Source organism: Collinsella sp. AM23-17 (assembly GCF_003470945.1).
In the GTDB taxonomy this organism is placed as follows: Bacteria; Actinomycetota; Coriobacteriia; order Coriobacteriales; family Coriobacteriaceae; genus Collinsella; species Collinsella aerofaciens_O.
Map to the genome: position 1 here is coordinate 52,234 of NZ_QRHU01000012.1, position 13,613 is coordinate 65,846.

Sequence of the window (13,613 nt, forward strand, 5' to 3'; positions counted from 1 at the left end):
GATGCGATGCCCCGGCGTCCTAGGCCGTAATCATCTTGACGCGCTCGCCGATTTTGGCGTCGCGCTTGTCGGAGATAACAGTAAAGCCCTCCAGGTCGCACACCTTTACATTTGAAAACACATGGAACTTGGAGCTGTCGGCGAGTACATAACTCGCTTGGGAATTCCGCATCACAATGCGCTTTTTGATAGCCTCGGGATAACCAGGCGTCATGATGCCACGATCCTCGTCCACCGCGTTGACGCCTATAAACGCCCGGTCAAAGTACAGCTCACGCAACGCGTTCTCCACCATTGGCCCGGTCAGCGAGCAGGTAACGGGATTAAAGTCGCCGCCAATCACCACCACCTTAGCAGCAAGCTCGCCCGTAAACCTACATGCGTAGCCGTTGGTGGTGTAGATAGTCACTGGTTTGTCGACGAGCAGACTCAGGAGCGCCGTCGCGGTGGTACCGGAGTCGACATAGACCGTCTCACCGTCCTCGACCTCCGCTGCCGCACGACGCGCGATCAGGTCCTTCTCACTACTCCGCTGCGCGCCCTTTTCAAAGACACTCACCTCGCGAGCCGCAGAATGCAGTTTGACCGCACCGCCGGTCAGATACTCGATGCTCCCCCGCTTCTCGAGCTCCTTGAGGTCGCGGCGCAGCGTAGACATCGACACATCGGGCATAAAGGCCGCGAGCTCATCTATCTTGAGCAGGTCAGCCTCCTTTAGCTTATTAAGAATCAGTTCATGGCGCTCATACGGAATCATCGGCGTTCCTTCCTTTTCATCTATTTTCAAAGTTTAACCTAATCAAGCCAATCAAAAGCAAAAAGGGCCGCTGCCATATAAGCAGCGACCCTTTATCAGATGGAGGTCGGTCTTGGCCTTGAGCTCATGACGCAGGGTCTCAAAGCGAGATTAGGCGAGCTGATCGTCCTTGTCGGTGAAGATGTAGCCGAGTACGCCGGCGACAACAGCCGAGATAACCATGCCGATCATGGCGAAAGCGAAGTTTATCGGATCGGAGGAGACGAAGGCCGGGAACGTAGTGACGGAGCCAAAGACAAAGGCCGTGGTGACGACCTTGAAAAGGCCGAGGAACGCGCCGCCGCAGGCACCGCCGATGATCTGAGCCAGGAAGAGCTTCTTGTTCTTGACAAGCATGCCGAAGAGCGTGGGCTCGATGATGGCAGAGAGGCAGATGGTCACGGCACCGGTCATGGCAAAGCTCTTGAGCTTCTGATCACGGGCCTTGAGGAAGACGCCGAGGGCACAACCGATGACGGCAAAGTTGCAGGCAAAGGTGGCCGGGCAAATGTAGTCGAAGCCGTTGGAGGCGATATTGTTAATCATGATGGGGTTGACGGCCCAGTGAATACCCATCGAGACGAGCACGGACCAGCCGCCGCCCACCAGGATGCCAGCAAGCACGTTGGAGCGGGCGATGAGCCAGTTGACCACGAAGGCGATGCCCTCGCCGGCATAGACGCCCAAGGGGCCGATCACGAGCATGGTGGCGGGAACCATGATAATCAGCGAGACCGCGGGAAGCACGACGAGCTTAAGGGTCTCGGGCACATGCTCATCCAGGAACTTATAGAGGAACGAGTAAACCCAGATGGCGATGATGGCCGGGATAACGGTGGAGTTGTAGCTCATGAGCACCACGGGGATGCCGAAGAACTCGCTCATGGCGCCGTTGCCCGCATCGCCCATCAAGCCGATAAAATCGGGATAGAGCAAACAGGCGCAGATCAGAGCCGACAGGTACGGGCTCGCACCGAAGCGTTTGCCCGAGGAGAAGCCTAGAAGCACCGGCAGGAAGTAGAACACGCTCATCGAGAGGGTGTAGAGGATGGTGTAGGTACCCGTGCCCTCGGTGATAAGGCCAAGCTGAACCGCAAGGATTAGCAGGCCACGGAGGATACCGGAGCCGGCCATGGCGGGCAGCAGCGGAGCAAAGACGCCCGAGATAGCAGAGAAGATCCTGGAGACGATACCCTCATCGGAGGAGGTGCTCGTGGAGACCTCGGCGCCCGAGCCCTTGACGAGCGGCTCGAACTTCTCATAGAGCTTGGGCACCTCGGTGCCGATCAGCACTTGATACTGGCCGGCCGAGTTGACGGTGTTGACCACGCCGTCGACCTCCTTGACGGCCGCGTCGTCACACTTGGAATCGTCGCGTAGGTTCAGGCGAAGACGAGTGGCGCAGTGCGTCATGCCCGAGATGTTCTCGGGGCCGCCCACGGCGGCAAGAATGCCCTTGGCAGTAGCTTCCCAATCGCGTTTCATATAATGATTACCCCCCATCGTGCAGAAGAGCTCGCGCACGAGCGCGGCCGCTGCAAGCGCATCGTTTGCATCGATCACGGACTGAATCTTTTCCTGGCCCACGCTTTCCAGGGCGTCATTCATAAGCTTCATCATAACGAGGTTATGAGCGCACTCCCCTTCCGCATCCTCGATAATCGGGAACGTATCGAAGTAGACGGCGCGGTCAAAGGCGTACTTCTTGAGATAGAAGAGCATTTCGAGCATCTTGACAGGCGTAGCCATGCCAATCATGAGTCCGTCGTCCATCACGCCGTAACCATCGTTGAGGTGAATGCCGTAGAGCTTGCCGGCACGGCCGAAGATATCGGTAGCCATCGCGGGGTTCTCGTGCTTCATGAGCATGTGACAGTAATCGAGCGTGACACCCAGATTCTCGCGGTCCGCCGCGTTGAGGATCATGCCGGTGAGGCCCATCGTATCGATATAGGCGTAGCTGCGCTCCTCATAGGGCTTGTACTCGATGAAGATATGCAGGTCGGGCGCATAGTCGCAGACCGCCTGGAACGCCTTAACGAGGTTGTCAAACACGTGGGTGTAGTCGATCTGGAAGCTGTAGTCGAAGCCATCGTGGCCGAGCCAGATCGTCACGGTATCGCCGCCGCAGGTGCGACAGTAATCGCAGGCCTCATAGCAGAGCTTAAGCGCCTCTCCAGCGAGCGCGGGATCCTGGTTGCCCAGGTCCCCATTGATAAAATCGCTGCGAAAGCGAAGAGCCGTGCCGTTGAGCTTAAGGTCGTGTGCGTCGAGCTTGGCCTTCATCTCCTCGGCGGGGATGCCCACCACGTGCTCAGGGTAATTAAGGTCCACATGGGTGAGGCCGACAAGGGCCACATCCACCATCGCCTGATCCAGGAGGGCTACGACCAGCGCCAGGCGGTCCTGCTCATCTACGCATGGTGTCTACTGCTCTCCCTCGGCGCGATGGTGATCAACCAGGTCCCCGTGGGAGCCCGCGTGGTGATCTTCCTCTTGCTGTTCGCGTGCTCGGCGCTATTCGCCGCGCGCCTGCACCTGTTTGAGCCAGTACTGCGTCACCACTACAATCCCAAGACTCAGCGAGATGAGACCGTCACGCCCAAAGACCCCGCTTTCGCCGCCGAGGAGCGCGCGGCGCACGTGGCCCATGAGGAGCGGCTCGAGCATATCGAGGGGCTCCTTCCCAAGAAGGGAAACGACCCTGCGGGACGACAAGGCGAAAACCATCGTTGATTCCGGCAAGAGACGCCGTTTCTCTGGTAGCTTCATCTTCAACCAAGACCGACAATGCCGGCCGGGCACTCAACCCAAAAGGAGACAGCATGCCCAACGAGCTCAGCTATGAGGTCAGCCTCGAGCGCAGCAACCAGATCCGCGCCGACCTGCCGCAGCACCCCGAGAAGTACACCATGCTCACCGGCGACCGCCCCACCGGCCGCCTGCACCTCGGCCACTACTTCGGCACGCTCAAGAGCCGTGTCGAGCTGCAGGACATGGCCGTGCACACCAACGTGCTCATCGCCGACTACCAGGTCATCACCGACCGCGACAGCACCGATAACATCCAGGACAACGTGTACAACATGGTCATGGACTACCTTGCCTGCGGTATCGATCCCGACAAGACCATGATCTACGCGCACTCCGCCGTGCCCGCCGCCAACCAGCTCATGCTGCCGTTCCTGTCGCTGGTGTCCGAGGCCGAGCTGGCGCGCAACCCCACGGTCAAGGCCGAGATGGAGGCCTCGGGCCACGAGCTCACCGGCCTTCTGCTCACCTACCCGGTGCACCAGGCCTGCGACATCCTGTTCTGCAAGGGCAATGTGGTGCCCGTCGGTCGCGACCAGCTGCCGCACATCGAGCTCACCCGCACCATCGCCCGCCGCTTTAACAACCGCTACGGCAAGGTGTTCCCCGAGGTCGAAGCGCTGCTGTCCGAGACCCCGCTGCTGCCGGGCCTGGACGGTCGCAAGATGAGCAAGAGCTACGGTAACGCCATCAACATCTCGATGACCGCCGAGGAGACGGCCAAGCGCATCAAGAAGAGCCAGACCGACTCCGAGCGCATGATCACGTTCGATCCCGAGAACCGCCCCGGCGTGTCCGGCCTGCTTTCGACGGCCGCCATCTGCACCGGCCGTTCCGAGGTCGAGATTGCCGAGGAGATTGGCATGGGCGGCTCCGGCCAGCTCAAGAAGTACGTGACCGAGGCCGTCAACGAGCACTTCGCCCCCATCCGCGCGCGCCGCGAGGAGCTCGTGCAGGATATGGACTACGTCAAGGACGTCCTGCACGAGGGCAACCGCCGCGCCAACGAGATTGCCGAGCAGACCCTGGCCGAGGTTCAGGACGCCATGGGCATGGTGTACTAGCATGTACCGCCTTGTTGCAGGCGATATGGACGAGACCTTCCTCGACTCCAATCACGCCATCCCCGAGGCGAACATCCGCGCGCTCAAGCGCATGAAGGAGCTGGGGGTTCTGCTCGTCCCCTCAAGCGGGCGCTGGTACTCGTAGATGCGCAGCGCCAACGGTCAGGTGGAATGGATCTTGCGAGACGCCCTCAAACGCGCGGGAAGGCTGCCAAAGAAAGAGCCCTCGTTCAAGGGCACAACCAAAGGCGAGGAGGGCTAAGCCGGGAAGACAGGGCTCGGGCGCGGCCGACGTCGGGGCAAAGCCGCGCTCTGCCTCGCCAGCGCCGAGGCAGAGTTGAGCCCCGCCGCTCCAAAGTCGAGCCGAGCGGCGGGGCCAACACCAACCCAAAGCAAGCTCGCCCCCTCTATACGCACCAACCGGTCCCCGGAGGCACCCGCCTTTGGAGACCGTTCTTTTCCCAGCTAGATGTCGTATATAAAGCCTTTTGACAGCTCGATTTTGCCCCGTGGGGGTCAAATATAAAGACCTTTGATGGTACGATGCTCGCGTCAATGACATGGTGGCTCTCGACAGGGGTCACCCCGACCCTCTAGGGAGCAAACGCATGGAGCTGGGCTCGCACATCAAGGAGCATCGCACGGAGCTCGGACTGTCCCAAGACGATCTGGCGGAGCGCATCTACGTGTCGCGCCAGACCATCAGCAACTGGGAGTGCGGCCGTACGTATCCGGATGTCCAGAGCCTGCTGCTGCTTTCCAACGTGTTCGGGGTGACCGTGGACTCCCTCATCAAAGGAGATGTGGAAACCATGGCACAGGTAATGAACGAAGCGGCCAAGAAGTACAACGCCCTCTCCACAATCACGGTCGTGAGCGCGGTCGTGTTTTTGGTGCTGAGCGCGTGGGCGGCGTTCCAGTTCGAATGGGGCTGGGGCATGCACATCGCGCCCACCGCGGCGTTTGCCGCCGTGGCGCTCGTCGTGATGCTCGTGGCGTTCGTGTATATGGAACGCATGAAGAAGCAGCACGACCTCGTCACGTACCGCGAGGTGTTGGCGTTTAGCCGCGGCGAGCAGGTCGATCGCGACACGCTCGAGGGGCGCCGTGAGCGCGAGATGAACCCTTGGGTCAAGGGCACGCGCAACGCGGTGCAGATCATCATCGGCGCCATCGCCGGCGGACTGGTGGGCGTCGGCATCGGCATGCTCGCCAAGATGCTGAGTTAAAAGCGCGGGTACGCACCCGTTCCCCGAAATGGTATCCCCCTTAGCCCCCCCATTCTGAAGATGTATGCCAGAATGGGGGGCGATTCCCGTTAGGAGGTGCCCCATGAACGTCACCGTACGCGCGTCCCTCATCGCATTGATCGCAATCGTTGGCGTCTGCTGGGCAATCCCCGTCCTCCTGGTGAGCGTCGTCCCATCCGATGCCGGCATGATCGCCATGATGGCGCTGATCTACCCCGTGCTCCCCGCAACTGCAATCACCCTCGGTCTGCTCGCCGCGAACTCCGCGAGGACGCTCTTCTGGGTACCCGCAGCGCTCGGAATCGGACCCGCGCTCCTGTTTCCCCTCGCGGTCGAGGGCAGCCAGGACCTTGCGTTCCATGGGGTTGCCTATACCGCAATCGGCTACGCCGCCATGGGCCTGCGCACCTGGACGACTGCTCGACAACATCGCTAAGCCATCGCCCCGCAAGCCTCCACAAGCCAGATCTCCCCGCGGCGATGGCACGCATCGCAGCAACAATCATGCAGGTAAACCCCATGCAAAACAATTTTTGCAGCGCCCGGCAAGCCTTGCCGCATATGATGTACAACAGATTCGATAGCGCACCCGATGTGTTCGCGGGACGCTCCTTCACGACCGGGAGGTGACGATGGACATCAGCAACCAGATAAAGACGAGGCGCGAGGCGATGGGGCTCTCCCAAGAACAGCTCGCCGAGAAACTCTACGTGTCGCGTCAGACGATCTCGAACTGGGAGCGGGACAAGACGTATCCGGACGTCCAGAGCCTGCTCATGCTGAGCATCCTATTCGGCACCTCCATAGACACGCTCGTGAAGGGAGACGTGACCGTTATGGAAGAGGCAGTCGAAAGAGATCGCAAGCGCATGGGAACGCGGATGCTATGGCTGGCCGTGCTGATGCTCGCGTTGCTGGCGGTGGCGTTCGCACTGATACTGTCGCCGGCGTTTAACTGGATGGAGGGCACCTGGGGCGCCGGCGTCGCCGCGGCTGCGGCGTTCCTGCCGGCGATAGCGGCGCTTGTTGTCGCAACCGTCCTCGAGCGCATCAAGCGCGAGAACGACCTGGTGACATACCGCGAGATCCTCGCTGTCCGCAATGCAGACAGGTGCTTTACAGCCACAAGCGCGATAGTTTCAACAACAAGACGCAGTGCCCCAGAGCCCCTAGCAGTCGACGATGGTCTTGCCGATCATGATGTTGAGAATCTCGACATCGGTATCCTTCATGCCCACACGGCCCACATAGCCCATGCTCGCGATCGTCTCCTCGACGGTATCCTGGATCAGGCCCTCGCCGGCGCGGAAGCCGCGACCCTGCATGGCCATATCATGGCCCAGGATCGCTGCATCGACGGCAGCCGAGATCTTGGCGGCACAGCTCGCCTTGGCGCCATCGCACACGATGCCGCCCACATTGCCGAGCGTATTGGAGACCGTCGCACCGATTTGCTCGCGCGTGCCACCGCACAGCCAGGTAATCGCGGCACCGGCACCGCACGCAGCGCAAATAGCGCCGCAAAACGCCGAGAGCGCACCAATGTAGCTCTTGATATGCACGGCAATGAGATCGGACAGCATCACGGCACGCACCAGGCGCTCGTGGTCGCAGCGCAGGTACTCGGCATACTCCATGACGGGCAGTGCGCAGGTAATGCCCTGATTGCCCGAGCCGCACACAATGGCGACCGGCAGCGCGCAACCGTTCATGCGGGCGTCGGACCCGGCGGCCGCACGGGCACGGGCACGGCAGGCGACGTCATCGGCACGAGCACCCAGCAGCGTACGACCCACCTCGGCGCCCCAAGCGTGCGCAAGGCCCTCGGCACTGATTGCGCCATTCAGCTCAATCTGACGCTCAACGGCAGCGCGGGCGCCCTCAATGTCACCGTCCTCGATAAAGTCGATGATGGAATCAATGGACATGGGCGTATCGGCGTTATCTGCCGCACGCTCGGCCACCACGCGCTCGGCGCAGGCGGCGCACTCCCCCGCCGACTTGCCGCATACCGGAATACCATCGAGCGTATGGCACGTGACATTAGTGTGGTGATCGGTAATCTCGACGACCGCGGTATGGCCCCCGGACGTCGCAGTCACCTTGATGTAGAGGTTGGGCACACCCTCGACAAGCGACACATCGCAGTAGCCGGCGTCGGCGAGGAGCTCGGCCACGCGAGCGCGGTCTTCATCGTTAACGCTCTCGAGCACCTCGAGCGCGCTCTTAGCGTCGCCGCCCACGGCACCCAGCACGGCCGCGGCTTCAATACCGTGCATACCGCCCGAGTTGGGCACGGTCACGCTCTTAACGTTCTTGATAATGTTGCCCGAGCAGGCAACATCCATATGATCGGGTTCGCAACCGAGCGTCTGGCTCGCCAGCGCCGCTGCATAGGCAACGGCAATGGGCTCGGTGCAGCCGAGTGCACAGACAAGCTCGCGGTTCAAAACATCGCAAAACGCGGCATCACGGATGGAATCGGTAGGCATAGGTATCTCCTGCTTGCATAACGGGCTGGACTCTCAAAATAGTTGGCTCCTTTATTTGATAACAATGCATCAAAAACCGCAACCACGGTTCCGGCGGACGGCGCTCAAGCACAAATTGGCGGCATTATTCATGAGAGGCCGGTCTTGTTGCCTGCTAAAGCGTTTGACCAAAAAACGCCCGAGCGTTTAGGCAAAAGTCGCGCTATCATGCAGTCGAACGCGGTAAAACCTTTAGCAATTCCGCCGCACGGACCAGAGAGGAACCACTCATGAAGATTGGTATCGGTAACGACCACGCCGCCGTCGAGCTCAAGAACATCATTTCCGAGCACCTGAAGGAGCGCGGATGCGAGGTCGTGAACTTTGGCACCGACACCTCCGAGAGCTTTGATTACCCCATCGCCGGCTACAAGGTGGGCAAGGCAGTTGCCAACGGCGACGTCGACCTGGGCATCCTGATCTGCGGCACCGGCGTCGGAATCAGCCTGGCCGCCAACAAGGTCGAGGGCGTTCGTGCCGTCGTGTGCTCCGAGCCCTTCAGCGCCAAGCTCTCGCGCATGCACAACAACACCAACGTGCTCGCCTTTGGCGCCCGCGTCGTGGGCTCCGAGCTCGCCAAGATGATCGTCGACGAGTGGCTCGACGCCGAGTTTGAGGGCGGCCGTCACGAGCGTCGCGTTAACCTCCTCAACGAGATCGACCACACGCGCGGCCTTAAGATCGTCGACGAGGCCTAAAGATTCACAAAGCCATACGACGCTAACGCCAGCCCCCGCCCGGAAGAAACATCCGGACGGGGGCTCTTTAGTAGATTTGTGGGGGTTTACCAAAAGTCTACTGGAATAAAAAGGGCGCCGCGGATGAAGTTCCGCGGCGCCCAAGCCACACGCTAACAGCTTTAAGGAGTCAAAGCTGGTTTAGCCAAAAAAGCGCTTGATCTCGATCTCGGCGTTCTCCAGGCAGTCGGAGCCGTGGATCACGTTGGCGTTGACATCGACAGCAAAGTCGCCGCGAATGGTGCCGGGGGCAGCATCAAGCGGGTTGGTGGCGCCCATAAGGGTGCGCATCTTGGAGACAGCGGAGAGGCCGGAAACGACCATCTTGACGACCGGACCGCTCGTCATAAAGTCGCAGAGACCGCCAAAGAAGGGCTTGTCGGCCAGATGGGCGTAGTGCTCCTCGACGGTAGCGCGCTCGAGCGTGGTCATCTCCATGCGCTCGATAACAAGGCCGCTGCGCTCGATGCGAGCAACGATCTCGCCGATCTTGCGATCGCGCACGGCGTCGGGCTTAATCATGATGAAGGTCTTCTCGATAGCCATAAGGTAGCCTTTCAAGTAGGTTCGCGCGTGCCCAAGTCCCATTCCGGCACCCGCCTGGACTGCATCGTAACAGAGTTCTAGCTGCAGTTAAACAAAAAGCCGTTTATTGAAGCGTTATTATTTATTAAAGCGCTCCATATGTGTCACTTCTGTTTCGAAGCCCGACTAGAGTACCATCCGTCCCACTTTCAACTGCAACGAACAGAACGGGCGGTCGATTGTCGCCCGTGAACGCACCCCCTTCACAACCTGCGCAAATGTCCTACAGAAGTTCTCGACAAGCTCCTTCCTTCTCTATAACAAAACGGGTGCCCACCGTAGCGGGCACCCGTAAAGGCAAAATATGATGAACACACCAGACAGACGCATCCAATAAGCTAATTAGCTCCGTGGCCCATCTCGACGACCTTGGATAACGAGCCAAACACACCCTCATCGGCCGCGAGCTGCGCCTCGGCGCTTCCCAACTGCACGGCAACGGCAGCAGGGGCGGTACCACCCTCGGTCGTGCGCGCGGCGACAATCGACGGGATGTCGAGTGCCTCGGTAATGTCGCGCTCAAAGAGCGGACTTGCCTCCTGAAACACCTCAAACGGCAGGTCCTCAAGATTGCAGCCGCGCTTCTCACACATCAGGACAAGATGACCCACCACGGCATGTGCCTCGCGGAACGGCAGGCCGCGCTTTGCCAGGTAATCGGCAACATCAGTGGCTGCCAAGTGGCCCACACCACACTCGCGCGCCATGGCGTCCTCGTTGACAGTCCAGGTCGAGATCATGCCGGCCATAACCGACAGGCACTGCATGAGCGTATGGGCGGTATCGAGCGCACCCTCCTTGTCCTCCTGCAAGTCCTTGTTATAAGCAAGCGGCAGGCCCTTCATGGTCACGAGCAGCTGCACCAGGTTGCCGTACACGCGACCGCTCTTGCCGCGGATAAGCTCAGCAAAGTCGGGGTTCTTCTTCTGCGGCATGATAGACGAGCCGGTGGAATACGAGTCGGAAAGCGTGATAAAGCCGAATTCGGAGCTCGACCACAGCACGATCTCCTCGGAAAGACGCGACAGGTGCATGGCCATGACGGAGCCGGCGTAATGCAGATCGAGCAGGAAATCACGGTCGGAAACCGCATCGAGCGAGTTGGGAATCACACCCGCAAAGCCAAGCTCGGCAGCCGTCATCTGACGATCGAGCGGATAGCTCGTACCGGCAAGCGCGGCGGCACCCAGCGGGCAGTTGTCAGCGGCATCAAAGGCGGCCTTCAGGCGTGTAAAGTCGCGCGCGAACATCCAGGAATACGCCAGCAGATGATGCGACAGCAGCACGGGCTGAGCATGCTGCATGTGCGTGTAGCCCGGCAGAATCACCTTGTCGTACTTCTTGGCCGCATCCACCAGCACATGGCGCAGCTCAAGATTGGCCTCCATGAGTTCCTTGGCCAGCGCCTTGACGCCCAGACGCGTATCGGTCGCCACCTGGTCGTTGCGCGAACGCCCGGTATGCAAGCGCTTACCGGCCTCGCCGATGCGGCGCGTCAGCTCGCTCTCGATGGACATATGAATGTCCTCATCGTTGATATCGAAGGTGAAGTTGCCGGCATCGATATCCTGTTCGATTCCGGTCAGGCCCTTGGCAATCGCCTGCTCGTCCTCGGCGCTGATAATGCCCTGGGCCGCCAGCATCTTGGCATGTGCCTTAGATCCTGCGATATCCTGCTTATAGAGATGTTTGTCAACCGGCAACGACGCGCCAAACTCCTGCGTGACCTCGGCCACGCCTGCCTCAAAACGACCGCCCCAAAGAGCCATGGAACCGTCCCCTTTCTCCAAATACCAAAACAAGCGCCCAAAGCAATGAGCCATGTCGCTAAAGCGATTTTTCAACCGCTAGTTTTACACATTCCCCACCGTGCACAGGGCCATGTAGCTAATATGCAAAGAAGTGACGCACGAGGCACTTGGTGCCCAACTTCTCCCTCCGGATGTTGCCTTGCGAACCATCGATCCAGGCCTTCAGGCTCATAGGAACATCCTCGACCTTTGCAGCATCGAACTCGGGCGCGAGGGCAAGCAAGGCATGCGCGATAGCGTTGAACATAATGGATACTCCCCATATATATAGGTGCAGGGCCGTCAAATTGATAGGAGGAGCCCCGCCGGACAACCCCGGCGGGGCTCGGACTCAGCCGCAGACGCGGCATCATATACGCGGGCGGAACGTAGGGGCCACCGATGTTAAGAAGTGTCAGCAAGCATAACGAAAGGTAGAGACCCCATGCGCCCGTTATGTATCACGCGGATGGGCCGCGCGGATACCAAAGGAAGGAGGCGCTAGGCCTGGGCGGCAGCAGAGCTGGGGCCCTGGACCTTAGCCCACGTCTTGAGCGACAGCGTATCGATCTCGATAAAGCCGGCGCTGGCCTTCTCGTCAAACGTAGTGTCGCGGTCGTAGGTAGCCAGACCGTAGTCATACAGGCTAAACGGGCTCTTGCGGCCGACGACATGGCAGTTGCCCTTAAAGAACTTCAGACGGACGGTGCCGGTCACGAACTTCTGGGTGTCGGCCATAAAGGCATCGAGCGCGTTTTTGAGCGGGCTGTACCACTGGCCGTTGTACACGGCGGTGGCCCAATCCTGCTCGAGCTTAATCTTGGTCTTGAGCAGGTCGCCCTCGACGCAGATATCCTCGAGTGCCTTGTGGGCGGTGATGAGCGTCAGGGCGCCGGGAACCTCATAGCACTCGCGGCTCTTAAGGCCCACCAGACGGTCCTCGACCAGGTCGAGACGGCCAAAGCCGTTGTCGCCCGAGATCTTGTTGAGTGCGATGATGATCTCGGAGAGCTTCATCTTCTTGCCGTCGACGGCGACGGGCTTGCCGGCCTCAAACTCAATCTCGGTATACGTCGGGGTGTCGGGCGTGTCCTCGGGATTCTTGGTCATAACCCAGGCGTCGTCGAGCGGCTCGTTCCAGGGATCCTCCAGGTGGCCGCACTCAATGGCACGACCCCACAGGTTGTCGTCGATGGAATAGGGGTTGTCGTTGGCACCCTCGGGAACCGGCACGTTGTGGGCGTGAGCATAGGCGACCTCGTCGGGACGGCACTTAAGATCCCACTCGCGAACCGGGGCGATAACCTTAAGCTCGGGGTCGAGGGCCTTGACGGCAGCCTCAAAACGAACCTGGTCGTTACCCTTGCCGGTGCAGCCGTGAGCGACGTAGGTCGCGCCAAACTCGTGAGCGACCTCGACAAGCTTCTTGGCGAGCAACGGGCGGGACAGGGCGGAGAGCAGCGGATACTTGTTCTCGTACATAGAGTTTGCGGCGATAGCCTTAGTCAGGAACTCATCGGAGAACTCGTCGCGCAGATCGAGCACCTGGCAATCCAGAACGCCCAGGTCGAGGGCCTTCTGCTTCTTGGCGTCCAGACCGGTCTCCTCCTGGCCCACGTTGCCGCAGACACAAACGACATCGAGATTCTTCTCGTCCTGGAGCCACTTGACACATACGGATGTATCAAGACCACCGGAATATGCGAGAACGACTTTTTCCTTGCTCATGGCTGTTTCCTTTCGCCCTTGGTAGCTAGTTAGAACATCGGTCAGTTGCAAGTCATTTCGAGGTCAAAAACCGTGCAATATCAGGTTAAATAGCAAAAAGCAGCACAGCATGCCCTAGAAACATGCGTTTATATCGTGCTAAAACCCAACGACCTCAAAATGACTCTGTTGGGGCATTTCACCCCATACGAACAGAGACGACTGTTATCGTCGTCGGGAAATTGCGCGCTGGCGTCGGATGGCATTATCTGCAGTGGTGATGATCTTTACGAACTGCATCTGCCTCTCCTTTCACCTATCGCCGGGCGCAATTCTAATATC

General features: G+C 59.8%; 13 protein-coding genes and 2 pseudogenes. 8 read left to right on the plus strand and 7 right to left on the minus strand.

All coding sequences use genetic code 11. The features are described 5' to 3' along the window. Window positions 1–19 precede the first annotated feature (19 nt). Together DW645_RS05860 and DW645_RS10020 are read right to left on the minus strand one after the other, a co-directional pair. Window positions 20–757, minus strand: a complete 738-nt coding sequence (locus tag DW645_RS05860; RefSeq protein WP_118226803.1) for a DeoR/GlpR family DNA-binding transcription regulator — start codon at window positions 755–757, stop codon at window positions 20–22. Window positions 758–907: 150 nt separating this feature from the next. Further along, window positions 908–3,154, minus strand: coding sequence for a PTS transporter subunit EIIC (locus tag DW645_RS10020; protein WP_233540723.1), 2,247 nt, complete (start codon window positions 3,152–3,154; stop codon window positions 908–910). Here DW645_RS10020 and DW645_RS05875 point away from each other — a divergent pair. From DW645_RS05875 to DW645_RS10235, 7 genes and pseudogenes are all read left to right on the plus strand, one after another. Beyond that, window positions 3,131–3,532 (plus strand): hypothetical protein, encoded by a 402-nt coding sequence (locus DW645_RS05875; protein WP_233540724.1) that lies wholly within the window; start codon window positions 3,131–3,133, stop codon window positions 3,530–3,532. The two genes, DW645_RS10020 and DW645_RS05875, sit on opposite strands and share 24 nt — an antisense overlap. A gap of 89 nt (window positions 3,533–3,621) precedes the next feature. Further along, window positions 3,622–4,671, plus strand: coding sequence for a tryptophan--tRNA ligase (gene trpS, locus DW645_RS05880; RefSeq protein ID WP_118226805.1), 1,050 nt, complete (start codon window positions 3,622–3,624; stop codon window positions 4,669–4,671). A 1-nt stretch (window position 4,672) separates the two neighbouring features. Next, on the plus strand, window positions 4,673–4,816 hold the full coding sequence (locus tag DW645_RS05885; RefSeq protein WP_233540725.1) for an HAD family hydrolase: 144 nt from the start codon (window positions 4,673–4,675) through the stop codon (window positions 4,814–4,816). Next, a pseudogene (locus tag DW645_RS10230) lies at window positions 4,817–4,933 on the plus strand (Arc family DNA binding domain-containing protein); the annotation flags it as partial. Window positions 4,934–5,279: 346 nt separating this feature from the next. Beyond that, a complete protein-coding gene (locus tag DW645_RS05895; protein WP_118226807.1) occupies window positions 5,280–5,900 on the plus strand; it encodes a helix-turn-helix domain-containing protein in 621 nt (206 codons plus the stop codon). A 103-nt stretch (window positions 5,901–6,003) separates the two neighbouring features. Further along, the gene (locus DW645_RS05900) at window positions 6,004–6,357 is read left to right on the plus strand and encodes a hypothetical protein (RefSeq protein ID WP_118094091.1); all 354 of its coding nucleotides are present in this window, start codon (window positions 6,004–6,006) and stop codon (window positions 6,355–6,357) included. A 235-nt stretch (window positions 6,358–6,592) separates the two neighbouring features. Further along, window positions 6,593–6,676 (plus strand): annotated as a pseudogene (locus tag DW645_RS10235) (helix-turn-helix transcriptional regulator); the annotation flags it as partial. A gap of 414 nt (window positions 6,677–7,090) precedes the next feature. Here the strand turns inward: DW645_RS10235 and DW645_RS05910 are convergent. After that, on the minus strand, window positions 7,091–8,413 hold the full coding sequence (locus DW645_RS05910; RefSeq protein ID WP_118226808.1) for a serine dehydratase subunit alpha family protein: 1,323 nt from the start codon (window positions 8,411–8,413) through the stop codon (window positions 7,091–7,093). 269 nt (window positions 8,414–8,682) lie between these two features. Here DW645_RS05910 and rpiB point away from each other — a divergent pair, with 269 nt between their 5' ends. Then, on the plus strand, window positions 8,683–9,150 hold the full coding sequence (gene rpiB / locus DW645_RS05915) for a ribose 5-phosphate isomerase B (RefSeq protein WP_035138007.1): 468 nt from the start codon (window positions 8,683–8,685) through the stop codon (window positions 9,148–9,150). A gap of 180 nt (window positions 9,151–9,330) precedes the next feature. Here rpiB and ndk read toward each other — a convergent pair whose 3' ends face one another. From ndk to DW645_RS05930, 4 genes are all read right to left on the minus strand, one after another. Then, window positions 9,331–9,735, minus strand: coding sequence for a nucleoside-diphosphate kinase (gene ndk, locus DW645_RS05920; RefSeq protein WP_055251725.1), 405 nt, complete (start codon window positions 9,733–9,735; stop codon window positions 9,331–9,333). 377 nt (window positions 9,736–10,112) lie between these two features. After that, window positions 10,113–11,543 (minus strand): argininosuccinate lyase, encoded by a 1,431-nt coding sequence (gene argH / locus DW645_RS05925; protein WP_117640298.1) that lies wholly within the window; start codon window positions 11,541–11,543, stop codon window positions 10,113–10,115. 118 nt (window positions 11,544–11,661) lie between these two features. Then, window positions 11,662–11,832, minus strand: a complete 171-nt coding sequence (locus DW645_RS09940) for a hypothetical protein (RefSeq protein ID WP_158567923.1) — start codon at window positions 11,830–11,832, stop codon at window positions 11,662–11,664. 233 nt (window positions 11,833–12,065) lie between these two features. Next, window positions 12,066–13,292 carry an argininosuccinate synthase gene (locus tag DW645_RS05930; RefSeq protein ID WP_117564621.1) on the minus strand — a complete coding sequence of 409 codons (1,227 nt, stop codon included), beginning with the start codon at window positions 13,290–13,292 and terminating at the stop codon, window positions 12,066–12,068. Window positions 13,293–13,613: the final 321 nt, after the last annotated feature.

Excerpts from the sequence above, each read along its gene's own strand:
- DW645_RS05900 (WP_118094091.1), top strand. The coding sequence starts at position 6,004 with ATGAACGTCACCGTACGCGCGTCCCTCATCGCATTGATCGCAATCGTT.
- DW645_RS05895 (WP_118226807.1), top strand. The coding sequence starts at position 5,280 with ATGGAGCTGGGCTCGCACATCAAGGAGCATCGCACGGAGCTCGGACTG.
- DW645_RS05930 (WP_117564621.1), bottom strand. The coding sequence starts at position 13,292 with ATGAGCAAGGAAAAAGTCGTTCTCGCATATTCCGGTGGTCTTGATACA.
- trpS (WP_118226805.1), top strand. The coding sequence starts at position 3,622 with ATGCCCAACGAGCTCAGCTATGAGGTCAGCCTCGAGCGCAGCAACCAG.
- DW645_RS05885 (WP_233540725.1), top strand. The coding sequence starts at position 4,673 with ATGTACCGCCTTGTTGCAGGCGATATGGACGAGACCTTCCTCGACTCC.
- DW645_RS09940 (WP_158567923.1), bottom strand. The coding sequence starts at position 11,832 with ATGTTCAACGCTATCGCGCATGCCTTGCTTGCCCTCGCGCCCGAGTTC.
- DW645_RS05875 (WP_233540724.1), top strand. The coding sequence starts at position 3,131 with ATGGGTGAGGCCGACAAGGGCCACATCCACCATCGCCTGATCCAGGAG.
- argH (WP_117640298.1), bottom strand. The coding sequence starts at position 11,543 with ATGGCTCTTTGGGGCGGTCGTTTTGAGGCAGGCGTGGCCGAGGTCACG.
- rpiB (WP_035138007.1), top strand. The coding sequence starts at position 8,683 with ATGAAGATTGGTATCGGTAACGACCACGCCGCCGTCGAGCTCAAGAAC.
- ndk (WP_055251725.1), bottom strand. The coding sequence starts at position 9,735 with ATGGCTATCGAGAAGACCTTCATCATGATTAAGCCCGACGCCGTGCGC.
- DW645_RS05860 (WP_118226803.1), bottom strand. The coding sequence starts at position 757 with ATGATTCCGTATGAGCGCCATGAACTGATTCTTAATAAGCTAAAGGAG.
- DW645_RS05910 (WP_118226808.1), bottom strand. The coding sequence starts at position 8,413 with ATGCCTACCGATTCCATCCGTGATGCCGCGTTTTGCGATGTTTTGAAC.